Origin of the sequence: Mycobacterium sp. 134, assembly GCF_048282715.1 — a bacterium.
Lineage (GTDB): Bacteria > Actinomycetota > Actinomycetes > Mycobacteriales > Mycobacteriaceae > Mycobacterium > Mycobacterium septicum.
In genome coordinates this window covers 22,868-46,247 of the sequence record NZ_JBLVUN010000007.1, presented here as the reverse complement: position 1 = coordinate 46,247, position 23,380 = coordinate 22,868, and the positions used below count along the sequence as shown (strand labels likewise).

Annotated in this window: 18 protein-coding genes and 4 pseudogenes; 17 read left to right on the top strand and 5 right to left on the bottom strand. The window is 65.6% G+C overall.

Features of this window, described 5'->3' with window-relative positions:
- Nucleotides 1-9 precede the first annotated feature (9 nt).
- Together ACNQVK_RS03975 and ACNQVK_RS03970 are read left to right on the top strand one after the other, a co-directional pair.
- Nucleotides 10-768, top strand: a complete 759-nt coding sequence (locus tag ACNQVK_RS03975; protein ID WP_079261744.1) for an MFS transporter — start codon at nt 10-12, stop codon at nt 766-768.
- A pseudogene (locus tag ACNQVK_RS03970) lies at nt 689-1,578 on the top strand (IS110 family transposase); the annotation flags it as partial. The gene ACNQVK_RS03975 and the pseudogene ACNQVK_RS03970, both read left to right, overlap by 80 nt.
- 184 nt (nt 1,579-1,762) lie before the next feature.
- Here the strand turns inward: ACNQVK_RS03970 and ACNQVK_RS03965 are convergent.
- A protein-coding gene (locus ACNQVK_RS03965) for an IS3 family transposase (protein ID WP_085989823.1) occupies nt 1,763-2,985 on the bottom strand; the annotation gives its coding sequence in 2 pieces (ribosomal slippage) (nt 1,763-2,679 and nt 2,679-2,985; 1,224 coding nt in all).
- A 242-nt stretch (nt 2,986-3,227) separates the two neighbouring features.
- Here ACNQVK_RS03965 and ACNQVK_RS03960 point away from each other — a divergent pair.
- Together ACNQVK_RS03960 and ACNQVK_RS03955 are read left to right on the top strand one after the other, a co-directional pair.
- On the top strand, nt 3,228-4,346 hold the full coding sequence (locus ACNQVK_RS03960; protein ID WP_079674796.1) for an NDMA-dependent alcohol dehydrogenase: 1,119 nt from the start codon (nt 3,228-3,230) through the stop codon (nt 4,344-4,346).
- Nucleotides 4,347-4,411: 65 nt separating this feature from the next.
- Nucleotides 4,412-5,809, top strand: a complete 1,398-nt coding sequence (locus ACNQVK_RS03955) for an aldehyde dehydrogenase family protein (protein ID WP_016895512.1) — start codon at nt 4,412-4,414, stop codon at nt 5,807-5,809.
- Between the two features lie 456 nt (nt 5,810-6,265).
- Here the strand turns inward: ACNQVK_RS03955 and ACNQVK_RS03950 are convergent, their stop codons facing one another.
- A complete protein-coding gene (locus tag ACNQVK_RS03950) occupies nt 6,266-6,877 on the bottom strand; it encodes a TetR/AcrR family transcriptional regulator (RefSeq protein WP_016895511.1) in 612 nt (203 codons plus the stop codon).
- Nucleotides 6,878-7,046: 169 nt separating this feature from the next.
- On the opposite strand from ACNQVK_RS03950, the pseudogene ACNQVK_RS03945 reads away from it, so the two are divergent.
- Nucleotides 7,047-7,511, top strand: a pseudogene (locus ACNQVK_RS03945) (acetyl-CoA C-acyltransferase); the annotation flags it as partial.
- Between the two features lie 66 nt (nt 7,512-7,577).
- A complete protein-coding gene (locus tag ACNQVK_RS03940) occupies nt 7,578-10,613 on the top strand; it encodes a Tn3 family transposase (protein ID WP_011331220.1) in 3,036 nt (1,011 codons plus the stop codon).
- A 126-nt stretch (nt 10,614-10,739) separates the two neighbouring features.
- On the opposite strand, the gene ACNQVK_RS03935 is transcribed toward ACNQVK_RS03940, so the two are convergent.
- Nucleotides 10,740-11,327 carry a TetR/AcrR family transcriptional regulator gene (locus ACNQVK_RS03935; protein WP_011331219.1) on the bottom strand — a complete coding sequence of 196 codons (588 nt, stop codon included), beginning with the start codon at nt 11,325-11,327 and terminating at the stop codon, nt 10,740-10,742.
- Nucleotides 11,328-11,428: 101 nt separating this feature from the next.
- On the opposite strand from ACNQVK_RS03935, the gene ACNQVK_RS03930 reads away from it, so the two are divergent.
- The 11 genes and pseudogenes from ACNQVK_RS03930 (at nt 11,429) to ACNQVK_RS03880 (ending at nt 21,952) form a co-directional block, all read left to right on the top strand.
- Nucleotides 11,429-12,295, top strand: coding sequence for a CoA transferase (locus ACNQVK_RS03930; RefSeq protein ID WP_011331218.1), 867 nt, complete (start codon nt 11,429-11,431; stop codon nt 12,293-12,295).
- On the top strand, nt 12,292-13,467 hold the full coding sequence (locus ACNQVK_RS03925; RefSeq protein WP_011331217.1) for a thiolase family protein: 1,176 nt from the start codon (nt 12,292-12,294) through the stop codon (nt 13,465-13,467). The genes ACNQVK_RS03930 and ACNQVK_RS03925 overlap by 4 nt, the downstream gene beginning before the upstream one ends.
- A gap of 7 nt (nt 13,468-13,474) precedes the next feature.
- Nucleotides 13,475-15,142 carry a long-chain-fatty-acid--CoA ligase gene (locus tag ACNQVK_RS03920; RefSeq protein ID WP_011331216.1) on the top strand — a complete coding sequence of 556 codons (1,668 nt, stop codon included), beginning with the start codon at nt 13,475-13,477 and terminating at the stop codon, nt 15,140-15,142.
- Nucleotides 15,139-15,927, top strand: a complete 789-nt coding sequence (locus tag ACNQVK_RS03915) for an enoyl-CoA hydratase/isomerase family protein (protein ID WP_011331215.1) — start codon at nt 15,139-15,141, stop codon at nt 15,925-15,927. Before ACNQVK_RS03920 ends, ACNQVK_RS03915 begins: the two co-directional genes overlap by 4 nt.
- Nucleotides 15,928-15,935: 8 nt before the next feature.
- Nucleotides 15,936-17,096 (top strand): acyl-CoA dehydrogenase family protein, encoded by a 1,161-nt coding sequence (locus tag ACNQVK_RS03910; RefSeq protein WP_011331214.1) that lies wholly within the window; start codon nt 15,936-15,938, stop codon nt 17,094-17,096.
- 91 nt (nt 17,097-17,187) lie between these two features.
- Nucleotides 17,188-17,946 (top strand): 3-hydroxyacyl-CoA dehydrogenase, encoded by a 759-nt coding sequence (locus ACNQVK_RS03905; protein ID WP_011331213.1) that lies wholly within the window; start codon nt 17,188-17,190, stop codon nt 17,944-17,946.
- Entirely contained in the window at nt 17,943-18,443 is a 501-nt protein-coding gene (locus ACNQVK_RS03900; protein ID WP_011331212.1) for a MaoC family dehydratase, read from the top strand. The genes ACNQVK_RS03905 and ACNQVK_RS03900 overlap by 4 nt, the downstream gene beginning before the upstream one ends.
- 21 nt (nt 18,444-18,464) lie before the next feature.
- Nucleotides 18,465-19,618, top strand: a pseudogene (locus ACNQVK_RS03895) (acetyl-CoA C-acetyltransferase).
- A 4-nt stretch (nt 19,619-19,622) separates the two neighbouring features.
- Complete coding sequence (locus ACNQVK_RS03890; RefSeq protein WP_011331210.1) at nt 19,623-20,384, top strand: enoyl-CoA hydratase; 762 nt, start codon at nt 19,623-19,625, stop codon at nt 20,382-20,384.
- Between the two features lie 28 nt (nt 20,385-20,412).
- A pseudogene (locus ACNQVK_RS03885) lies at nt 20,413-21,084 on the top strand (AMP-binding protein); the annotation flags it as partial.
- 97 nt (nt 21,085-21,181) lie between these two features.
- Nucleotides 21,182-21,952, top strand: a complete 771-nt coding sequence (locus tag ACNQVK_RS03880) for a class I adenylate-forming enzyme family protein (protein WP_327037083.1) — start codon at nt 21,182-21,184, stop codon at nt 21,950-21,952.
- Between the two features lie 371 nt (nt 21,953-22,323).
- Here ACNQVK_RS03880 and ACNQVK_RS03875 read toward each other — a convergent pair whose 3' ends face one another.
- The gene (locus ACNQVK_RS03875) at nt 22,324-22,950 is read right to left on the bottom strand and encodes a tyrosine-type recombinase/integrase (protein ID WP_011331207.1); all 627 of its coding nucleotides are present in this window, start codon (nt 22,948-22,950) and stop codon (nt 22,324-22,326) included.
- Nucleotides 22,951-22,980: 30 nt separating this feature from the next.
- On the bottom strand, nt 22,981-23,244 hold the full coding sequence (locus ACNQVK_RS03870) for a hypothetical protein (RefSeq protein ID WP_225330463.1): 264 nt from the start codon (nt 23,242-23,244) through the stop codon (nt 22,981-22,983).
- Between the last annotated feature and the right edge of the window lie 136 nt (nt 23,245-23,380).

Below are 23,380 nucleotides of genomic sequence, written 5' to 3'. Positions count from 1 at the left end.
AGTGGTGTCGTGGGGGATAGTGCGGGTGAAGGTACTCGCTCGGCTTTTGTTCGTTTTTGGGTGGCTGCGGCACTCAGTTCCATCGGGTCGGCGATCTCTGCGGTCGCGATGCCCGTCTTGGTCGTCCAGTTGCTCGGTGCCAGCCCATTCGAGGTTGGCGTGGTCAACGCCGCACAGTTTGTTCCGTACGCGGCCCTTGGACTTGTCGCCGGGGTGTATGTCGACCACTGGCGCCGCAAACCTGTGCTGGTGTGGGCCAGCGTGGGGCGTGCTCTGAGCCTGGGGCTGGTTCCAGTTCTGTGGTTGGCCGGCAGTCTGCAGATGTGGATGCTGGTCGTCGCGTTGCTGGCGTTCGGGGCGTTCTCGGTATTCGGGTTCGCCGCCACGCAATCATTGCTTCCCCGACTGGTACCGACGGGACAATTGGTTGCGGCGAACGCGCGTCTCGATCAGGCCGACGCTGCCGCCCAAACCCTCGGCCCGGCGATGGGCGGTGGACTCGTGGGCCTCTTGGGCGCTCCCGCGGCCATCGTCGTCGACGCGATCAGTTACCTCGTCGAGGCTGTGCTGATTGCGAGCGTCCATGCCCCCGAACCCCAACCAGAACCACGCTCGCGCCACCTCATCACTGAACTCGTCGAACAAGATTCCAACCCTCAAATTGCAAGATCATTTTTAGTTCGGAGAAGACGCCCGCGATGCGTTCATCATCGCCGATACAGCTCGGACCATGCCACACACATTGCGACGAGTCGATACCGGCGATGACACGCTCACCGAGCTCGGCGTACTCGTAGGTTTCGACGACGATCTAGCAGGCGAAGCCACCCGCATCAGCAACCGAATCCGTGGCCTGCTGACCAGTATTCACCCAGCCTTGGAACGCGTCCTCGGCCCTCGAATTGCCCACCCTGCAGTGCTGGAGATCTTGTCTCGATGCGGTGGCCCGACCGGAATACGAGACGCCGGCACCCGCAAAATCACCACGATTGCCACCAAACACGCACCACGCCTGGGTACGCGATTGGTCGCCGACGTCCGCGCCGCACTCGAGACACAAACCGTCATCGTTCCGGGAACGACAGCTGCCGAGATCGTGTTACCGAAATTGGCCGACTCATTGAAAACCATTCTTCAGCAACGCAAATCAATCAGCGAGGACGTGGAGAGGATGCTCGATGACCACCCTCTTTCCCGGGTCCTGACCTCCATGCCCGGCATCGGGGTCAGGACCGGCGCACGGATCTTGCTCGAGGTCGGTGACGGTTCAGCATTCGCTCAGCCGCTCACCTGGCCGCCTACGCCGGGATCGCACCGGTGACCCACCGCTCGGGGACGTCGATCCGAGGGGAACACCCCACCCGATCAGGTAATCGCAAACTCAAACGCGCCCTGTTCCTCTCGGCGTTCGCCGCGCTGCACGACACCGCCAGCCGCACCTACTACGACCGAAAACGAGCCGAAGGAAAGAAGCACAACGCCGCCCTCATCTGCCTAGCCAGACGCCGCTGCGATGTTCTCTACGCCATGCTCAAGAACCACGAACCCTACCGATCAAACGCCGCGACCGCCGCTTGACGAAAACAATAGGGACACCCCCCTGAGCGTCGTAACGACGGATTGATGCCCGCCAGATCGACAGATCGGCCGTTCCGTACAGCTCACACGTTAGTCGAATCGGGAAGCGGACAACAGATTCGTCGCGGTCGACGCGCCCACGTGTGCGGGCCTTGACCCCGGAAACTGGACACGGGGTTTGTGATTACGCGGCTTTCTGCAGGCTATCGGATGTGTGAGCGTTTTCGTAGTCGGCAGGGCTGAGATAGTTGCAGTACGAGTGCCGGCGTCGGGTGTTGTAGCGGGTGATCCACCGGAACACCGCGAGCCTTGCCGCCCGGGGCGATTCCCAGCGGGCTGCGCCTTGCAGCGTTTCGCGTTTGAGTGTCGCATTGAACGACTCGGCCAGGGCATTGTCCGCGCTCGTGCCCACCGCTCCCATCGATTGCGCAACACCCAAATCCGCGCAGATCATCGCGAAACCCTTTGAGGTGTATTGACTTCCGCGATCGGCGTGGAACACTGCACCGGCAAGACCGCCGCGGGTCAGTGCTGCGGCACCTAAGGCATCTTCGACGAGTTCGGTACGCATGTGCTCGGCGATCGACCAGCCCACCAGGCGGCGGGAGAAGCAGTCGATCACCGTGGCCAAATACAAGAACTCATTGTCCCCGCATGGCAGATACGTGATGTCACCGACGTATCGGGTGTTCGGTGCGATCGCGGTGAAATCACGGTTGAGCAGGTCCGGCGACGGAGTGTCGGCTGGTTCGGCGATGGTGGTGCGGTGTTTTCGGCGCAGTCGCAGGCCCTCGATGTTGTTGGCGCGCATGATCCGTGCGATCCGTTTGTGATTGATCCGCTGGTCGGCGGGTTGTCCGTGATTGATCTCGGCGGTGATCCGGGGCCGCCCGTAGGTGTTGTCCACCGTGTGGACGGCGCGGATCTTGTCGGCGAGTTCAGCGTCGGCTGCGGCCCGGGCGGCTCGTTTCTCGGCGGCGTTGATCCATGCGTAGTACGACGAGCGGGCGATATCGATGACCTGGCACAACCGCTTCACCGGGTAGGTGTCGGAGTGGTCTGCAACGAACTGGAAGCGGTTCACCAGTTCGTCTCTCCGGCGAAATATTTGGCCGCCGACCGCAGGATGTCTCGTTCGGTTTCGAGCTTGGTTTTCTCCGCGCGTAGGTGTGCGACCTCGGCGCGGAGCCTGGCGGCTTCCTGCTCGGGTGTCTCGCCGGTGCCGGGCCCCGGAGCGGTGGCGGCGGGTCTGCGGATCGGGATACCCGCATTTCTCAGCCATGTGGTCAGGGAGCCGTGGGATACGCCGAGATCGGCGGCGATCCCGGCTACGGTCGCGCCGCCGGTGTCGCGGTACAGCTCGACTGCGTCGCGGCGGAATTCTTCGGAGTAATTTTTCTTTGCCATCGGGTTAGATCTTCTCGCTTTCCCTGGTCTGAGACCAGGATCAAGCGTGTCCAACCCGCGGGGTCAAGGCCCTGCAGGCGAATTCGTATTCTTCCAACGAGTCGGCAGGCTCTTGACAGAGAATCAAACGAACCATAGATTTATGACTTGCATCACCACCAGGTTCAGATGCTCTCGCATGCCGTCACCGACGCATCCGCTCGATTCACACTGCATTCGCTCACCCCTTGGAGGACCACATCATGAAGACTCAGGCTGCTGTTCTATGGGAACTGAACGCAGATTGGAAGGTTCAGACAGTAGAACTCGATGATCCGGGCCCTACCGAGGTACTTGTCGAGATGAAGGCGACAGGACTGTGCCATTCGGACGATCATTCGGTGACCGGCGACATGCCGACCCCACGCCCGATCGTCGGTGGGCACGAAGGCGCCGGGATCGTTCGCAAGGTAGGAGCAGAAGTCCACGGCCTCGCTGTCGGCGACCATGTCATCACCTCATTCATCCCGGCCTGCGGGAAGTGTCGCTGGTGCGCAATGGGAATGCAGAACCTGTGCGACAACGGGGCCATCATTCTCGAAGGCACTCAGCCGAGTGGCGGATACCGGATGCACATCGACGGAACGGATATCGGGACACTGAGCACGCTCGGAACTTTCGCCGAATGGCAAGTTTACGACCAGATGTCGGTTGTCCGTATCGATAAGGACATCCCACTCGATGTCGCCTGTCTCGTGGCTTGTGGCGTCCAGACCGGTTTCGGCTCGGCAACCACGGCGGCGGAGGTGAAGGCCGGCGATGTCGTCTTGGTGATCGGTGCGGGTGGAGTCGGGATGAATGCAGTGCAGGGCGCCGCAATGTCTGGTGCGAGTCACGTCGTCGTGGTGGATCCCGCACCGTTCAAGCGGGAGCAAGCCCCCTTGTTTGGCGCCACCGAGACGTTCGCCGACTTCGCCGAGGCCGACGAGTTCGTCAAATCGATCACTAATGGACAGGGAGCAGACTCCGCCATCGTCACGATGGGTGTTGTGCACGGAGAAGATATCGGTAGGGCGTACAACGCAATTCGTAAGGCCGGTACTCTCGTGATCACCGGTCTGAGTCCAGTTGACGAGGACGGACTCCCCGGCGTCAACGCTTTCACGCTCGCCATGTTCCAGAAGCGTATTCAAGGTGCGCTGTACGGCATGGCATCCCCGCGCGAGGCGATGCCGATGCTGCTGCGCTTGTACCAGTCGGGCAAGCTCAAGCTCGACGAACTGATCACCCGCCGCTATACCCTCGACCAGATCAATCAGGCGTACGCCGACATGCACGACGGACGCAATATTCGCGGGATCATCGAATTCGGTAGCAAGTAGCGCCCACCAGTACATCCGTGCACCCGACGCACACCTTCGAACACTCGAGATCGAGGAGCTCAATCATGTCCGTACCGACAGCCACAGATCCATCGACGCGTACATACCGAACAACTAATCCGGCGACCGGCGAAGTGGTTCGGGAGTACCCGCCACTGACCGACGCCGACGCCGATGCCCTATTGATTCGCGCGCATGCGGCGTACCAGACGTGGCGTCGGACTCCGATTGCCGAGCGAGTGCGTCTGTTTCGGAAATTCATCGAACTGCTGGAAGCGAACGTGGACGAACTGGCCGCGCTCGTGACGACGGAGATGGGCAAGCCGTTGGCTCAGTCGGTGGCGGAGATGGACATGGTCACGTCGACTTTTCGGTACTACGCAGACAACGGTGAGAAATTGCTCGCCGACGTCGAGACCGAGATCGCCGGTTTCACTCGGGCGATTACACGCCGGGAACCAGTCGGGGTGGTTCTCGGCATCGAACCATGGAATGTTCCGATGTATCAGGCAATGCGCGCAACAGCGCCGAACCTGATGTTGGGCAACACGGTTCTGCTCAAACCATCCGAAATCTGTGCTGGTTCGACGCTGTTCTTCGATCACCTCTTCGCAGAAGCGGGCTTTCCGGCCAATGTGTACCAGACCGCACTTGTGTCGACCACCCAGGTTTCCGCGTACATCGCCGACGACCGCGTTCGCGCAGTCACCTTGACAGGATCTGATCGCGCCGGATCCGCTGTCGGAGAGCAGGCTTCACGTCACATCAAACCGGTTGTACTCGAACTCGGCGGATCCGATGCGTTCATCGTGCTCGAGTCCGCCGATGTCGAGGCCGCTGCGGACACGGCGGCGGGACTGCGGTTGTTCCTCGGCGGTCAGTTCTGCAATGCCCCGAAGCGGGTGATCGTGACCGATGCCGTCGCAGACGACTTCATCGCTCGCTATGTTGCCACCTTCGCCGCCAATACACTCGGTGACCCATTCGACCCCGCTACAACCGTTGGACCACTGTCGAGTTCGGTGGCGGCCGACACCCTCGAGGCGCAGTATCGTGACGCAGTCGACAAGGGTGCAACCGTCCTCGTTCCTGGCGGGCGCGTCGATGGGCCGGGCGCGTTCTTCACCCCGGCGGTACTCACGGACATCACCCCCGATATGAGGATCTTTTCCGAAGAGGCATTCGGTCCGCTCGGCATGATCTACCGCGTCGCCGATGCTGCTGCCGCGGTCAAGCTCGCAAACGAATCTGCATATGGATTAGGCGGTACCGTGTTCGGAGATTCCAACGCTGCACGCGATGTGGCGCAGCAACTCGACACCGGAATGGTGGGAATCAACAATTTCCTCGGCGCGCCTGCCGAGATCCCGTTCGGTGGAACCAAGCGCTCCGGAGTAGGCCGCGAGTTGGGCGCATCCGGCATGGACCAGTTCGCCAACATCAAGACATACGGCATTTCCTGAATCGAACGAGATCCGTTTCGTGCCGACTCACCATATGTTGGTTCACGCGGGTCCTGATTAGCAGCGCCAAGGTCACAGTCGGACCGGCGCCGCTGGTCAGGACCCGCTGCGATCTCGGTATCAGTGGCCTGGGAAGGACGGTGATCTCGCTCCGCCCGGATGGGCGTGCACCAAAGGAAGTTACCCACGAAAGAAAGGGTGAACGCCAAAAAACAGGGTTGGCTGTCGTCGCATCCCACTTTTCGCAGTCGATACCTGGCGTCCCTAACGCGCCGGCATGCACAGTGGCAGCGCCGACGAAACTTGGCTTGACCGAGCACCCTCGTACTCGTCGACGTAAACCCGGTATGCGAGCGGGATGGGCGACGGCCCAAGGTAATTGTCTGTTGTCGTGAAGAAGAGTGCTTCGATGATCGCGGCACCTTTCTGCCGGGCGCTGCCGTCTGCGGCCGGGAGTCAGTCGTTCGCACCGACCATTCGGAGTGCCAGTTCGACGTAGCGTGTTGCGATGATGTCGGGCTCGGAGTACGTATTCGAGGGGAACCATCGGCTGACGTCGACGCCGAGAGACGTGATGGCTAGTGTGGCGGCCTCGACGTCGATTGTTTGGAAGTCTCCTGACGCATCGCCGGCTTCGATGATTCGTGTGAATACCCGTGACGTGGTCCGTCTGATGTCTGCGATTGCGTTGAAGTGCTCGTGTGAGAGCGAACGTAGTTCGTGTTGCACGACTCTCGCGAGTGCGTGGTTGTCGGCGTGCCACTTCACGTACGCAGTTACGGTGGCCGCCAGCCTCAGAGCGGGCGGCGCGATCGGCTGGTCGGCGTGCATGACGGTGGCGAGTGCGGCGTTATGGCCTTCCAAGCTGATGGCGAACAGTAGCGATTCTTTGGTCTTGTAGTGGGGGTATACGGCTCCAGGACTCAGGTCCAGACTGGCTGCGATTTCCCGAGTGGTGCTCGCCCCATATCCCTTGGCTGCGAAGACTTCGATAGCCGCAGTCCGTATGCGGGCGGCGGCTTTTGACGTGCCTACCTCACATGCGACAGCTTGCGCGGGTGTGCTCATCGCACGGTTGCCTCTCGATCGTTTGAGGTTGACAGGTATCCATCTGCGCAGTCAGTATATGCGAGCGCATAGAAACTATGCGCTCGCATATTTATGGCCGCGCGGTGCTCCGCGCGAAACCCACCCCCGCTCGAGTGCGTCCGCACTCGGCCCCAACTCAGGAGGCTTCATGCCCGAGGCTGTCATTGTTTCTGTTGCACGCTCGCCGATCGGCCGCGCCATGAAGGGATCGCTCAAGGGTATGCGCCCGGACGATCTGACCGCGCAGATGGTCCAGGCCGCTCTTGCAAAGATTCCGGCTCTGCGTCCCTCCGACATCGACGACCTCATGCTCGGTTGCGGATTGCCGGGAGGAGAGCAGGGGCAGAACATGGGCCGCAACGTCGCGATCCAACTCGGCTACGACTTCATCCCCGGTACGACGGTCACCCGGTACTGTTCGTCATCACTGCAGACCACAAGGATGGCCCTGCATGCGATCAAAGCCGGTGAGGGCGACGTCTTCATCTCCGCCGGTGTCGAGACTGTGTCTCGATACACCAAAGGCAACTCCGATTCACTTCCCGACACGCAGAACCCGCTGTATGCCGACGCACAGGCTCGCACCGAGAAGCTAGGGGGTCGGGGAGCAGATTGACGAAATCCGGCGCTAAGGGGCAATCGCCGAGCGACCTTGCGCTGTAGGTGATTTCATGTCGTCGTGACTGATGAGGGCGGCTATGGCCGGTTCGGTGCGTTGTCTCGGCAGGAGCTGGAGCGTTACTGCTACTTGGATGACGAGGACCGGCGGCTGATCGCTGCGCGGCGGCGCGACTACAACCGTCTGGGGTTCGCGGTGCAGGTGGTGACGGTGCGTCACCTGGGAATGTTCCTGGCTGATCCGCTGGATGTCCCGCCCGCGTTGATCGAGTATCTGGCCGAGCAGTTGGAGATCTCCGATCCGTCGATGGTGAAGCGGTACACCGATCGGGAGAAGACCAAGCTCGAACACGCCTGGGAAATCCAGCAGGTGTACGGACTCAAGCCGTTCGGCGAGATGGAGTCGGAGCTCACGTCGTGGATCGTCGACCAGGCGTGGATGACCGGCGACGGACCGAAGGCGATCTTCGGCGACGCAGTGACATGGCTGCGGAAGCGTCAGGCGCTGCTGCCGGGGATCACCACGTTGGAGCGGCTGATCGGCGACGGCCGCAACGCGGCGGACGCCCGGTTGTGGCGCCAGCTCGGCGAGCAGCTGACCTCGGAGTCCGCGTCTGCCTTGTTGCGGCTGCTGGAGGTTCCTGCGGAGGGCGGGCAGAAGGTCAGCGAGCTGGAGCGGCTGCGCAAGGGCGTGTTCAAGGCGTCGTCGAAGGGGATGCTCGCGGCGCTGCGCAGGGTTGTCGACCTGCAAGCGGTCGGGGTGGACAGCATCGACGTGAGGGCGATCCCGCCGCGTCGGTTGACGGGGTTGGCGACCTACGGGTTGGCGAGCAAGGCCGCCGCGCTGCGGCGGCTGCCCACGCGTGAGCAGCGCTTGGCGGTGCTGGCCGCGACGGTCGTTGTGTTGAGCGCGCGGGCGGTCGACGACGTGTTGGAGACCTTCGACATGTTGATGACGACGAAGCTTCTGTCCAAGGCCGAGCGGGAGTCTCGCGAGGAGAAGCTGCGTCGCTATCCGAGGGTGTCACGCAACGCAGGCAAGCTCGCGGCAGCGGTGAAGGTGCTGCTGGAGATGGTCGAGGTCAACCAGGACGTCGGGCTGGGCGTGGTGTTGGACATGATCGAGAAGACCGTCACCCGGGCCGAGTTGCGGCACGCGGTCCAGGCGGTCGACGAGCTGGTGCCCGCCGACGACGCGGAGCTGGATGGGCAGCGGTTGATCGAGTTGGCCGGCAAGTTCGCCACGGTCCGCCCGTTCCTGTCGATGCTGATGGACACGATCGAGTTCGGCGCGACCAGTGACGGCGCCGCCGTCCTGGCGGCAATGAAGACCCTCGCCGAGCTGCTGACATCCAGGTCGTCGGGCAAGATCCCGGCAAACCTGCTGGACGCCCGCAAGGTCGACCACGACTTGATCGTCGGCGCGTGGAAGCGCTTGATCTACACGCCGGGCCGACCGGAGGGCACCGTCGACCGGAACTCCTACACGATCTGCGTGTTGGAACAGTTCCACCGACACCTCAAGCACCGCAGCATCTTCGCGGTGCGTTCGTCGCGGTGGCGCGACCCGCGGGCGCACCTGCTGGCAGGCGAAGCCTGGGAGGCTGCGCGTGACGCCGGCATGAACGCGCTGGGCCTGCCCGCCGCGCCGACGCAGCTGCTGACCGATCACGCGACGGCGTTGGAGACCGCTTATCGGGAGTTGGCCGCACGGCTGGGCGAGGACACCCCAGCCAGCATCGACGCCGACGGCAAACTGCACGTCGCCGCGCTGGACGCCAAGGCCGAGCCCGCGTCGCTGGTCGACCTGCGCCGCCGGGTGGAGGCGATGATCCCGCGTGTGGACCTGCCGGAACTGGTCACGGAGGTGATGAGCTGGCATCCCGGTTTCACCGAGGCGTTCACCCACACCTCGGGCAACGAGGCCCGCGTCGCCGACCTCGGCTTGTCGGTGGCGGCCGTGCTCTGTTCCTATGCGATGAACGTCGGGTTCAAACCGGTGACAACGCCTGGTGTCGACGCCCTGACCAGGGATCGGCTGCTGCACGTCGACCAGTGCTACGTGCGGGCCGAGACCATCGAGGCGGCCAACGCCGTGCTGGTCGACGCCCAGGCCGACATCCCCCTGGCCCAAGCGTGGGGCGGCGGGCTGGTCGCCTCGGTGGACGGGATGCGGTTCGTGGTGCCCGTGCGCACCCATAACGCCCGCCCGAACCCGAAGTACTTCGGCCGGAAACTGGGCATCACCTGGTTGAACATGCTCAACGACCAGTCCGCCGGGCTGGCAGGCAAGGTGCTGCGCGGAACACCTCGCGATTCGCTGCACACCATCGACGTGATCGTGTCCCAGCACGGCGGGCGGATTCCGGAGGTCATCATCACCGACACCGGGTCGTATTCCGACATCGTGTTCGGACTGCTGCATCTGATCGGCCGCCAGTACCGGCCGCAGCTGGCGAACCTGCCCGATCAGCGGTTGTGGCGCATCGACGCCCGAGCCGACTACGGGCCGCTGGACAAGGCGGCGCGCGGGGTGATCGACACCGCCAAGATCGCCGCGCACTGGGAGGACATGTGCCGGATCGCGGTGTCGATCCACTCCGGTGAGGTGTCGGCGCACGAGGTCACCAGGATGATCTCCCGCGACGGGCAGCCGACCGCGTTGGGCCAGGCCATCGCCCATTTCGGGCGGATCTTCAAGACCCTGCACATCCTGCGCCTGGCCGACGACGAACCTTACCGGCGCGAGGGCAAGGCCCAGTCCAATCTCGTCGAGGGTCGTCACGACCTGGCGCGCACGATCTATCACGGCCGCAAGGGCGAGATGACCCGCGCCTACTACGAGGGCATGGAAGACCAGCTCTCGGCGCTGGGATTGGTGCTCAATTGCGTCGTCGTGTGGAACACCGTCTACGAGAACCGCGCCCTCGCCGCGCTGCGAGCCGGCGGATACCCGGTGCTCGACACCGATGTCGAGCGATTGTCGGCGTTCGTGCGCGCCCACATCGGCATCGACGGGCACTACAGCTTCCACCTGCCCGACCCCAGCGGAGTTCACCGACCGCTGCGCGACCCGGACGCCGACGACGACGAGTAGCGCGAGTCGAAGGGTGGCGGATGACCGCTCAGGACCTGACGACGCATGTCGGCGGAAGTCTCTCCTGAGCCGCGAAACAGGCCACGGCCTGCACCTCTACCTCCGACCTGACCCAACAAACTACCGCTAGATTACGGTCACGGAGAGCGTCAGTTTGTCGCTGTGCGGCACGCCCGTCCGGTCGAGGAAGTCACACATGTCATCGATCATCGGCTGCATGAGCAGCTGCCCCAGCTGACGAACCATCAGCCCGATGACCTGTGAGGACTCGGATCGCCGTGTCGAGGTCTTGCCCGAATAGCGGAGTTTGGAGATCTCTCTGCGACTCAGGTCGGTCAGCCGCTCGAGTAACTCGCTCTTTCCCTGCGGATCGAGCACAGCGCGCCGGATGTAGTTCACCACCGTCGGATGCGTCGCGAGCATGTGCCGCACCGCCTCGTCTCGAGCGGCGGCGACCTGCGCTGGGGCGCCCTCGTCCGGCACAGAGGCGATCGCCAGAGCGTAATAGTCGACGACCAGTTGCTCGACGGCGACGCGTAGCCCGTCCTTGGTCTTGAAGTGGTGCTGCACCAATCCCACGGCGACCCCGGCGGCGGCGGCGACGGCGCGCATCGAGACGCGATCCTCGCCGCGCTCGGCGTAGAGGTCGAGCGCGGCGTTGCGAATGCGGGCCTTCGCGGTGAGGTCCTCGTCACTGGCGCGGGGGTCGGTCACAGAAATTGCCTCCTATCAGAGAAAAAAGCATACACCCTTGACATTAGACAGTACATGCGCATTAATGGCTATACATCAGTATAGTCAAAAAGGGGTTGATGATGTCGCAGTCGAGTTCGCTGCAGGGCGTGCAGGTGGTGTCGCTCGCGATCAATCTGCCGGGCCCGCTCGCCGCCGCGCGGCTACGGGCGCTGGGCGCCACCGTCACCAAGATCGAACCGCCGGCCGGCGACCCGCTGCGGGCCGTGGCGCCGACGTGGTACGACGAGCTCACTGTGGGCCAGCGGGTCGTGACCCTCGACCTCAAGGACCCCGCTGATCGGGCGGTGGCGGCGCGCGAGCTGTCGCGTGCCGACCTGATGCTCACCGCCATGCGCCCCTCGGCGCTGGTCAAGCTCGGCCTGGACGAGTTGACCGCGGCGAATCCGCACCTGTCGCATATCGAGATCGTCGGGCACGACGGGATCGCGGCGGAGCAGCCCGGCCATGACCTGACGTACCAGGCCCTGCACGGCACTCTCCAGCCGCCGACGATGCCGACCGTCCCGGTGGCCGACCTGCTCGGCGCCGAGCGCGCCGTGTCCGCGGCCCTGCTCGCCCTGCGCGTGGCCGCGGAGTCCGGCGTGGGACACCGCGAGCGGGTCGTCCTCGAACAGGCGGCCGCCGACGCCGGCGCCGCAGTTCGGCACGGTCTGATGGGAGCGGGCGCGCCGCTCGGCGGGGCGCATCCCGGTTACCGGATCTACTCCAGCTCCGACGGCCACGTCGCGCTGGCCGCGCTCGAGCCGCACTTCTGGGAGCGCGCCCGCGCCGGTCTCGGTGTCGAGGGCACCCAGGAGGAGCTCGAGCAGACGTTTCTTTCCAAGCCGACGCGCGAATGGGAGGAGGTCGCGAAGCGCCTCGACATTCCCCTGATCGGAATCCGCGATTCGGCACCCCGTAATTCAGCACAAGGAGCTTTGTCATGAGTGTTCGCGAGGCCGTTATCGTCGGCGCGGTCCGGACCCCGGTCGGCCGTCGCGGAGGGATCCTCAGCGCATGGCATCCGGTGGACCTGCTCGGGCAGACGCTGCGGGAGCTTGTGGCCCGCGCCGGCGTCGACCCCGCCGCGATCGAGGACGTCATCACCGGCTGCGTCATCCAGCACGATGTCCAGTCGGGCAATCTCGGCCGCCACGCGGTGCTCGCCGCCGGGCTGCCCGAGTCGGTCCCCGCGGTGACGATCGACCGCCAGTGCGGTTCAGGGCAGCAGGCGGTCAGCTTCGCCGCCCAGGCGGTGATGGCGGGTTCCCACGACCTGGTGATCGCCTGCGGCGTCGAGTCGATGTCACGGGTGCCGATGCCTCCGGCGTTCCTGCCCGGCGCGCCGCTCGGCCCGCAGTACAGCCCGCGCGAACTCGACCGCTACGACGGTGGGCTGATGGCGCAGGGCCCGTCGTCGGAGCTGATGAACGAGAGGTTCGACCTGAGCCGAGCGGCGTTGGACGCGTTCAGCGCTCGCAGCCACGAGCGGGCGCACGCCGCGACGCGGGCCGGGAAGTTCCGCGACCAGATGGTGCCGATCACCGCCGACCCCGACGACCCGACCGGTCCGGTCATCGACTCGGACGAGGGCATCCGCGAGCACATCGACCCCGCCAAGATGGCGAGCCTGAAAGCCGTGTTCGGCGCCGACGGGCGGACCACGGCGGCCAACTCCTCGCAGATCAGCGACGGCGCGGCCGCGCTGCTGATCGCCGACCGCGAGTACGCCGAGCGCAACGGCCTCATCCCACGCGCCCGGTTCCGCGCGCTGTCGGTCGCCGCCGCCGACCCGATCATCCAGTTCACCGCGATCCTCGACGCCGCCCACAAGGCGCTCGGCCGAAGCGGGTTGGCCGTCGAGGAGATCGACCTGTTCGAGGTCAACGAGGCCTTCGCCGGTGTGCCGCTGATCTTCCAACGGGAATTCGGCGTCCCGGACGACAAGCTGAACGTCAACGGCGGCTCCGTCGCCCTCGGCCACCCGCTGGGCTCGACCGGAGCCCGGATGCTCACCGACCTGCTCTGCGAACTCGAACGCTCCGGCAAGAGGTTCGGCTTGCAGACCGTCTGCGAGGCCACCGGCACCGCGAACGCCACCATCATCGAACGCATCTGAGGACGTCATGAGCCACGAGATCGTGAGGGGCCTGCCCTCCACCCACGGCGACCACTATCAACTCAACACCACCACCATCATCCGGCACGCCGCGCGCACCTATCCCGAGCAGGAGATCGTGTACCGCACCGCGGACGGCGGCTGGGACCGGTACACCTACGCCGATGCCTACGCGCGAATCCAACGAAGTGCCAATGCACTTCGCTCGATCGGCGTCGGGCCGGGCGATGTGGTCGGGATCCTCGACTGGAACAGCAAGCGGCACTACGAGCTGTACTGGGCGATTCCCGGCCTCGCTGCCGTGATGTTGCAGATGAACCTGCGTTTGGCGCCAGAGGATCTCGCTTACGTCACCGGACACAGTGATGCATCGGTGGTCCTCATCGACGAGTCGCTGCTTCCGGTTGCCGAGGCGCTGGCACCGCATACGCCGAACGTGAAGACGTGGGTGGTGATGACCGATAAGCCGCTGGCCGACATCACCACCACGCTCCCGCACGCGGTGCACTGGGAGGACCTGCTCGCGGACGCCGGCCCGGAGATCGACTGGCCGGTCATCGACGAAACCTCCTCCTACAGCGCGTGTTACACCACCGGCACCACCGGCAGGCCCAAGGGCATCTACTACTCGCATCGCGGCATCTACCTGCACACCCTCGCCGAGGTCGCCGGACTCGGGATGAGCAGCGACGATGCCGTCATGCTCATCACGCCGATGTTCCACGGCCAGGGCTGGGGCCTACCCCAGGCGGCCGCCTACAGTGCCGCAAAAATCGTGCTGCCCGGTCGCTACATCGCCGAGGACACATCCGTCCTCGTGGACGCGATGATCGCGGAGCAAGTCACCGTCGCAAACGGTGCGCCGGCGATCTTCCAGCCCATGATGAACTACATCAAGACGCTTGCGGTCGCACCGGACTTCTCCCGCGCGCGGCTGCTGTCCGGTGCCACCGAGCCGCCGCTGTCGCTGATGCGCGACTTCCACGACATCACTGGAGCCGACGTCATCCACGCCTACGGCGCCACCGAGACCACCCCTCTGGTCGCGGTGAACCGGGGACTGAAGCCCTCGCTGCGCGGTGTGATCTCGGACGAGGAGAAGTGGGATCTCAAGCGTAAGCAGGGTTTGCCGGTCAACGGCATCGACATCCGGATCGTCGACGCGGAAGGCAACGATCTCCCGCACGACGGCACGAGTCAGGGTGAAGTGCTGCTGCGCGGACCGTGGATCATCGAGCGCTATCACAAGCTCGACGACGACGCCGACAAGTTCCTCGACGGGTATTGGCGTAGCGGCGATGTCGGGACCATCGACCCGAATGGTTACTTGAAGATCACCGACCGGATCAAGGACGTGGTCAAGTCGGGTGGCGAATGGATTTCCTCCATCGACATGGAGAACGCACTCGTTGCCCATCCGAAGATCGCCGAGGCGGCCGTCATCGGCGTCCCGCACCCGAAGTGGCAGGAGCGTCCAGTAGCACTCGTCGTGACGACCGACGGGCAGGAACTTCCACTGTCGGAGATCCACGAATTGCTCGCCGATGCATTCGCCAAATGGCAATTGCCCGAGACCGTCCTGTATCTGGACCAGCTGCCCCGCACCAGCGTCGGCAAGCTCGACAAGAAGGCCATGCGCGCCGCGCACACCAACGTCTACGAGGACGTCCGATGAACCCCGACAACGCCCCGCTACGCACGGCCCGCGACAGCCACCTCCTGATCCTGGAGATCAACCGGCCCAAGGCTCGCAACAGTCTGAACGAGGCGGTGCTCACCGCCTTGAACACCGAGCTCGTCGCGGCTCGGCACGACGACGAGATCCGTGCCATCGTGCTCACCGGCGCCGGCGGGATCTTCTGCGCCGGAGCCGACATCACCAATTTCGACGCCATTCGCGACCAGTCGCTGCTCGGCGATCGAGCCGCGCTGGGCGGCACCATCTGGGCCGACCTGGGCCGATTCCCGAAGCCGGTCCTCGCTGCGGTCGAGGGCCTCGCACTCGGCGGCGGCTGCGAGTTGGCGCTTGCCTGCGACATCGTCATCGCCGGCGAATCCGCCAAGTTCGGTGTCCCGGAGGTGAAGCTCGGCGTGATCCCGGGCGGCGGCGGAACCCAGCGCCTGATTCAGGCCGTCGGCAAGTCCAAGGCGATGGCCCTACTGCTCACCGGCGACTTCCTGTCCGCACAGCGGGCGTGCGCGGCCGGCATCGTCGCCGAGACCGTCCCGGACGGCACCGCCCTCGAAGCGGCGGTCGCCATGGCGCAGCGGATCGCCGCCAACTCACCGCTCGCGGTGGCGCTGGCCAAGGATGCCGCCCTCCAGGCCCTGGAAACCTCTCTGGCGCAAGGACTCGAGCACGAGAAGCGCAACTTTCACGTTGCCATCCATTCCGCCGACAGCCGCGAGGGCCAGGCCGCGTTCCTCGCCAAGCGCGCCCCCGAATTCACCGGAAAGTAGGACCGATCATGAGCGAGCTGTTCCCCGATTACCGCTCCCCGTGGGAGACCGACGATCAGGCGCTGCTGCGTAAGCACGCCGCCGAGTTCTTCCGCAAGGAAGCCACCCCGAACCAGGACCGTTGGGCCGCGCAGCACCAGGTCGACCGCGAGTTCTGGACCAAGGCCGGCGCCGCGGGACTGCTGTGCCTCGACATCGCCGAAGAATACGGCGGCGGGGGCGGCAACTTCGGCCACGAGGCGATCGTGCAGCAGGAGATCGCCTACGCCCACGACACCGCGTTCGGCTTCGCCGTGCACTCGACGATCGTCGCGCACTACATCGCCGCCTATGCCACCGAGGACCAGAAGAAGCGCTGGCTATCGAAATGTGCGAGCGGTGAGAGCGTCCTCGCCATTGCGATGACCGAACCCGGCACCGGCTCGGACCTGCAGGCCGTACGGACCACCGCGGTTCGCGACGGCGGCCACTACGTGATCAACGGCTCGAAGACGTTCATCTCGAACGCGTCGCACTGCGACCTGCTCGTCATCGTCGCCAAAACGGACCCGAGCCAAGGTTCCAAGGGTATCTCGCTGCTCGTCGCGGAGACGGAGAATCTTCCGGGGTTCGAGCGTGGGCGGGTGCTGGACAAGATCGGCCAGCACGGCCAGGACACCCGCGAGTTGTCGTTCACCGACATGCGGGTGCCGGCAGCGAATCTGCTCGGCGGCGTCGAGGGGCAGGGCTTCTACCAGCTGATGGGTCAGCTGCAGCGTGAGCGGCTGATCCTCGGTGTCGGCGGTGTCGCGGTGGCCGAGGCCGCGGTGGCGGAGAGCATCAGGTACGCCAAGGAACGTCACGCCTTCGGCAAGCCGATCCTGAACTTCCAGAACACGAAGTTCGTACTCGCCGAGTGCAAGACCGACGTGCTGGCCGGCAAGACCCTGATGGACCACTGCATCCAGCGTCACCTCGACGGCACCCTCGACGCGGCGACCGCGTCGATGGCCAAGCTGTGGGGCAGCGACAAGCAGTGCGAGATCGTCGACCGCTGCCTGCAGGTCTTCGGTGGCTACGGCTACATGATGGAGTACCCGATCGCGCAGATGTACGCCGCTTCCCGCGTGCAGAAGATCTACGGCGGCACCAACGAGATCATGAAGGAACTCATCGGCCGCGCCTTATGAGGTTGACCTTCGCGCAGTGACACCACTGCGTCAGTCACACCTCACTTTGTCAAAAACCCGATGTTCTCAACCTATTTCGTCAGGAGTATTCATGCATATCACCGGAACCAACGCACTCGTCACCGGCGGAGCCTCGGGCCTCGGACTGGCCACCGTCACCGCCCTCGCCAAGTCGGGCGCCCGGGTAATCGCCGTCGACCTGCCCACCGCGAACACGGATGCGCTGGCTGCTCTCGGCGACACCGTGGAATTCGCTCCGGCGGATGTCACCGACGAGGCCGCGGTCACCGAGGCGGTCGAGCGCGCCAACGCGGAGTCCTCACTGCGAATCACCGTGAACTGCGCCGGCATCGGCAACGCCGTCAAGACCGTCGGTAAGAACGGACCGTTCCCGCTGGCCGAATTCGAGAAGATCGTCAAGGTCAACCTGACCGGAACCTTCAACGTCATCCGCCTCGCCGCGCACGCGATGTCGCAGAACGAGCCCGTCGACGGCGAGCGCGGCGTGATCGTCAACACCGCCTCGGTCGCGGCCTTCGACGGGCAGATCGGACAGGCCGCGTACTCGGCATCGAAGGGCGGGATCGTCGGCGCCACCCTGCCGATCGCCCGCGACCTGGCGTCGCTGCTGATCCGGGTGAACACCATCGCGCCCGGCCTGTTCAAGACCCCGCTGCTGGGCACGCTGCCCGAGGCGGCTCAGATTTCGCTGGGACAGCAGGTGCCGCACCCGAACCGGCTCGGCGACCCCGCCGAGTACGCGCAGCTGGTCGAGGCGATCGTGACCAACCCGATGCTCAACGGCGAAACCATCCGCCTCGACGGCGCGATCCGCATGGCGCCGCGGTGAAACCCGTCGGCGTGCAGGTGGGATCGCACCATGAGCACACACGCCTTGTATACGCCGAGGACCTGGGCATCGGCCAGCGTTTCGACTTGGGCTCACACACGGTGACCGAGGCCGAACTCGTCGACTTCGCCACCCACTGGGATCCCCAGTGGTTTCACATCGACCGGGCGGCGGCGCAGGACGGCCAGTTCGGTGGCCTGATCGCCAGTGGAATCCACACGTTGGCGATCCTGCAACGGCTGACATTCGACGCAGTGGGGCACAGCTGGGCGGCCATTGCCGGGCGCGGCATCCGAGATCTGCGGTTCCGCCGTCCCGTGCGTCCAGGAGACGTGCTGACCGGCACCGTCGTCATCGACGACATCCAGTTCGACGACCGGGCACGCGCCCTCGTCACCACCGAGAGCACCGTGGTCGACAGCGAAGGCCGCGTCGTGCTGACCGTCCTGCTCGACGCCTACCTGCACTCGCGCACACGTCAACCATCGACCACCTGAGACGACGATTCGGAGACATCAATGCCAGAGGCATACATCATCGACGCGGCACGCACCCCGGTAGGCCGCCGCCGCGGCGCACTGGCCGCCGCACACCCGGTCGACCTCGCGGCCCATGTGATCGGCGCACTCGTCGAACGCAACGGTGTCGACCCCGCGTCGGTCGACGACGTGATCCTCGGCTGCCTGGACAACATCGGTCCGCAGGCGGGCGATATCGCCCGCACCGCGGCCCTCGCTGCGGGCCTGCCCGAGACAGTGCCCGGCGTGACCATCGACCGCCAGTGCGGATCCTCGCAACAGGCTGTACATTTCGCCGCGCAGGCCGTGATGAGCGGCACCGCCGACCTCATCGTCGCGGGCGGGGTGCAGAACATGAGCCAGATCCCACTGATGTCGTCGGTCACCGCGGGCGAGGCGTTCGGCGTGCGCGACCCCTACTCGGGCTCGACGAGGTGGCGGGCCCGCTACGGGGACGAGACGATCTCGCAGTTCCGCGGCGCCGAGATGATCGCCGAAAAGTGGGGAATCGACCGGGAGGCGATGGAGCAGTACGCCCTGGAAAGCCACCGCCGGGCGCTGCAGGCGATCGCCGGCGGACGCTTCGCCGCCGAGATCCTCCCCTACCAGCAGATGACGACCGACGAAGGACCGCGCGCCGACACCACACCGGAGAAGATGGCCGCCCTGCCGAGCCTCACGCCGGGGGGCGCTTGAGCGCCGCGGTCGCCAGCCAGATCTCCGACGGCGCCTCGGGCATGCTCATCGCCTCCGCCGAGGCGGTACGCCGCCACGACCTGGCTCCGCGGGCCCGGATCCATCACCTGACCGTGCTCGGCGCCGATCCGGTCATGATGCTCGCCGCACCGATCCCCGCCACCGAACGGGCACTCGAGCGGACCGGCATGCGCATCGACGACTTCGACGTGTTCGAGGTCAACGAGGCGTTCGCCCCGGTCGTGATGGCGTGGTTGCAGGAGACCGGCGCCGACCCGGAGCGGGTGAACCCCAACGGCGGCGCCATCGCTCTCGGCCACCCGATCGGCGCCACCGGCACCCGGCTGATGACCACCATGCTGCACGAACTCGAACGCTCCGGCGGACGCTACGGGTTGCAGACCATGTGCGAGGGCGGCGGACAAGCCAACGTCACCATCATCGAGCGGCTCGGCTGATCCGATGACCCCGACCGCTATCCGGACCGTCCGCACCGGCCGCCTGCTTCACATCACGATCGACCGGCCCGGCCGCATGAACGCCCTCGGCGTCGACGACCTGGTCGCACTCGACACCGCGATCAGCGGGGCGGAAGCGACCGGTGCCCGCGCGATCGTGCTCACCGGCGCGGGAAGAGCCTTCTGCACGGGAGCGGATCTGACCGCGGTGACGGGCGAGGAACCCGAGGTGGTGATGGACGCCGCGAACCGGGTGATCCGCGGCATCGTCTCCGCGCCGGTCCCCGTCATCGCCGCCGTCAACGGCCCCGCGGTCGGGTACGGAGTGGCGCTCGCCTGCGCCGCAGACCTCACCTACGCCGCCGAAAGCGCGTATTTCCTGTTGTCGTTCACCAGCATCGGGCTGATGCCCGACGGCGGCGCGACCGCGCTCGTCGCCGCGGCGATCGGCCGGGCGCGGGCTACAGAATTAGCGCTGCTCGGGCAGCGGCTTTCCGCCACCGACGCCGCCCAGACCGGCTTGGTGGCCCGGATCCTGCCGGATGACCAGCTCGCGGCCCATGTCGAGGCCGTCGCCGGCACGCTGGGAGCCGGGCCGCGGCGCGCCCTCGAACTGACCAGACGGGCGCTCGCCGCGTCCACCCTGGGCCACCTCGACCACGCCCTCGAGCGTGAACGAGCCGGACAGATCGAACTCATCGGCACACCGGATTTCGCCGAGGGCGCCGACGCCGTCCTCACCAAACGTCCCCCCACATTTGCTTAGCAGACCACCCGCCGATCATAGGAGAATCATGGCAACCCTTGGTGGACAACTGACATTGAACGCACGCCGCCACCCGGACCGGCCCGCGCTGATCTTCGAGGGCGTCGAGCGCAGCTACGGGCAGCTCGACCGGGAAATCAACCAGTACGCCAACGCGCTGCTGTCCCTCGGCGTGCAGAAGGGCGACCGCGTGGCGGTGCTGTCGCCGAACTCCGACCGCTTCCTCCTCGCGCTGTACGGCGCGTTCAAGGTCGGCGCGATCGTCTCCCCGTTCAACCCGCGGTCCACGGCCCGGGAGCTGGCGTATCTGCTCGAGGACTCCGGCGCGTCGGTGCTGCTGTTCGGTGGGGACACCGTCGCGGCGGTGCGGGACCTGGCCAAGCTGGAGCAGGCGCCCGCTGCCCCGGCGCTTTCGCTGGACGGCGCGGACGGCTTCGACGATTTCGTCCAGCTGGCGTCCTCCATGCCGGACAGCGACCCACAGGTCGAGGTGCGCGAGGACGACGACTGCATGATCATCTACACCTCCGGCACCACCGGGAAACCGAAGGGTGCGCTGTTCGATCACCACCGGCTGCTGTGGGTCGGCCACGCGGTGTCCTCGCTCGGCGTCAACTCCTTCGACCGGAACCTGCACGTGGCACCGATGTACCACTGCGCCGAACTGGTGCTGTTCGTGCTCAGCGGCTTCTCGATGGGCACCACCCACGTCGTGTTGCCGGCATTCGAGCCCGCCGCCGTCCTCGACGCCCTCGATCGAGCGATACCGGATCACCGTCTTCCTCGGTGTTCCCACCATGTATCAGATGATGTTGACGGTCCCCGACCTCGAGCGGCGCGACCTCTCGCACTGGCGGCTCGGCTTCTTCGGGGCGGCACCGATGCCGCCGACTGCGGTCGCGAAACTCGTGACGACCTTCCCGGACGTCGGCTTCTTCCAGCTGTGCGGGCCGACCGAGGGTGGCCCCACCGGCATCTACTCCACGCCTGACGAGGTCGCCGTCCGTCCCGATGCGACGGGACGCTGGCCGATCACGAATGCCGAGTTCCGGCTGGTCGATCCGGATGGCAACGATGTCCCGACGGGGATGACCGGCGAGATCATCCTGCGCGGCGAGACCATCATGAAGGGCTACTGGAACAAGCCCGAGGCCACCGCCGAGACCATCCGAGACGGGTGGCTGCACACCGGGGACCTCGCCGTCCGCGACGCCGACGGTTTCATCACGATCGTCGACCGGCTCAAGGACATGATCATCACCGGCGGCCGCAACGTCTACTCGATCGAGGTCGAGAACGCCCTCGCGGGGCACCCCGACGTCCAGGACGTTGCCGTCGTCGGCCTGGACCACGCCACATTCGGGGAGACCATCGTCGCGATCGTGACCCCGGTTCCCGGTCGCGAGGTGACCCTCGAGGAGCTGCGGACGTACGCCGCCGAATACGTCGCGGACTACAAACTGCCGCGCGATCTGATCGTCCGTGACATCCCGCGCAACCCTTCCGGCAAGATCCTCAAACACGTTCTCCGCAGTGAGATTCGGGACGACTCCGCGCAACGCACGTAGACCGACGGACGACTCCGGCACATTCGAGTTCCCGGGAACCACGACGCCGTCCATATCCGATACGGCCTGACCGAAGCCGCGCTCCCGCGCGCTCATCTCCCACGGCTGTTCCAACCCCGGCGAGGTCTCGCGCGACCTCACGGCCCTACTCTCGGCCGTGCCCCCGCCGGATCCGACAAACACCACGACCACGCACGCCCGGCAGCGGCTATGAGTTCCCGGACGCGGAAGACCACACCCATCGACGGTGCCGCACTTGATTGGTCTCTTTCGGCCCCCCTCGAGCAGATGCGCTCGGGCCGAACAGTCAAGGTGCTGAACAAGATACGCAGACACGCGCCGGAACTCGTCACCGTCAGCTACTGAGAGATTCAGCGGGAGCGCCGCCGCGCAGCGGGATCGGTCTCGGCCTGCCAGCGCCCCAGCGCCTCGGCGGAGACCTTCGCGTATTTGACCAGGCTGCGCACCGAGGTGTGTCCGCTCAACGCCATCAGCATCGGCGTGGAAGCGCCCTTCTCTGCGGCGTGGGTCAGTCGCGAGTGCCGCAGCTGGTGCAGCGTGAACGGTCCGCGTCGCATCCCTTCGGTGTGCTCCTCGAGGAGCGTCGCGGCGCGGCGGTAGGAAAGTCGGGCGCGGCCGGTCGAGTTGTCGGTGTCGGTCTTGGCGACCGACGGCTTGGCTTTGCGGTCGGTCAGGAACAGCGGCCCGGACTTCCGTCCGGCGATCAGCCGGGGCAGCGGCCGTGCGGTGCCGGTCTGCCAATAGATCACCTCGCGGGCGCCGCCCTTGCGGGTGACCGTGGCGCATCGGTTCACGGTGTCCAGGTCCTCGATGTCGAGATTCAGGATCTCCTCCGCCCGCGCGGCGGACTCATACAGCATCGACCAGAACACCCGCTCGCGCAGGGCCGCGTCCATGCCCAGCAGCTCCGCAACCTCGGCGGCGGTCATCGCCTTGCTGTTGTCCGGCGCACTCGGCCGCGCCCGCAGGCGCGACACCGGATCGCCGGTCAGCCACTGTTGATCGCGTCAGTAGGCGCACGCCGCCGACACCGCGGTCAGCCGGAGGTTGTAGGTCTTGGGGGCCTTGTCGCCCCACACGTAGTCGAACCACCCCGACACCCGATCCGGGTTCAACAACCCGACATCGCCGTCCGCGCCGAAGTCGCGCACCATCCGATCCAACGCCGAGGCGTAGGCGCGGCGGGTGTTCACCGCCGCGATCGTGCCCAGAAAGGTCCGCGTCGCGTCCGCCAGCCGGATCCCGGCGGCCCGCGCCGGTAGCGAGCTCACCGATCCCACCCCGACCGCCCTTCAGCACTACGGCAGATAGTTTCCGGAGTCGCCCATCTCCGGAACGACCATCGCGGCAGGACGACTCACGAGTTACGGCAGATAGTACGCTACTATCTGCCGTAAATCCTTAGCG

Excerpts from the sequence above, each read along its gene's own strand:
- ACNQVK_RS03910 (WP_011331214.1), top strand. The coding sequence starts at position 15,936 with ATGAGCGAGCTGTTCCCCGATTACCGCTCCCCGTGGGAGACCGACGAT.
- ACNQVK_RS03950 (WP_016895511.1), bottom strand. The coding sequence starts at position 6,877 with ATGAGCACACCCGCGCAAGCTGTCGCATGTGAGGTAGGCACGTCAAAA.
- ACNQVK_RS03960 (WP_079674796.1), top strand. The coding sequence starts at position 3,228 with ATGAAGACTCAGGCTGCTGTTCTATGGGAACTGAACGCAGATTGGAAG.
- ACNQVK_RS03880 (WP_327037083.1), top strand. The coding sequence starts at position 21,182 with ATGTATCAGATGATGTTGACGGTCCCCGACCTCGAGCGGCGCGACCTC.
- ACNQVK_RS03890 (WP_011331210.1), top strand. The coding sequence starts at position 19,623 with ATGACCCCGACCGCTATCCGGACCGTCCGCACCGGCCGCCTGCTTCAC.
- ACNQVK_RS03915 (WP_011331215.1), top strand. The coding sequence starts at position 15,139 with ATGAACCCCGACAACGCCCCGCTACGCACGGCCCGCGACAGCCACCTC.
- ACNQVK_RS03925 (WP_011331217.1), top strand. The coding sequence starts at position 12,292 with ATGAGTGTTCGCGAGGCCGTTATCGTCGGCGCGGTCCGGACCCCGGTC.
- ACNQVK_RS03905 (WP_011331213.1), top strand. The coding sequence starts at position 17,188 with ATGCATATCACCGGAACCAACGCACTCGTCACCGGCGGAGCCTCGGGC.
- ACNQVK_RS03955 (WP_016895512.1), top strand. The coding sequence starts at position 4,412 with ATGTCCGTACCGACAGCCACAGATCCATCGACGCGTACATACCGAACA.
- ACNQVK_RS03930 (WP_011331218.1), top strand. The coding sequence starts at position 11,429 with ATGTCGCAGTCGAGTTCGCTGCAGGGCGTGCAGGTGGTGTCGCTCGCG.
- ACNQVK_RS03920 (WP_011331216.1), top strand. The coding sequence starts at position 13,475 with ATGAGCCACGAGATCGTGAGGGGCCTGCCCTCCACCCACGGCGACCAC.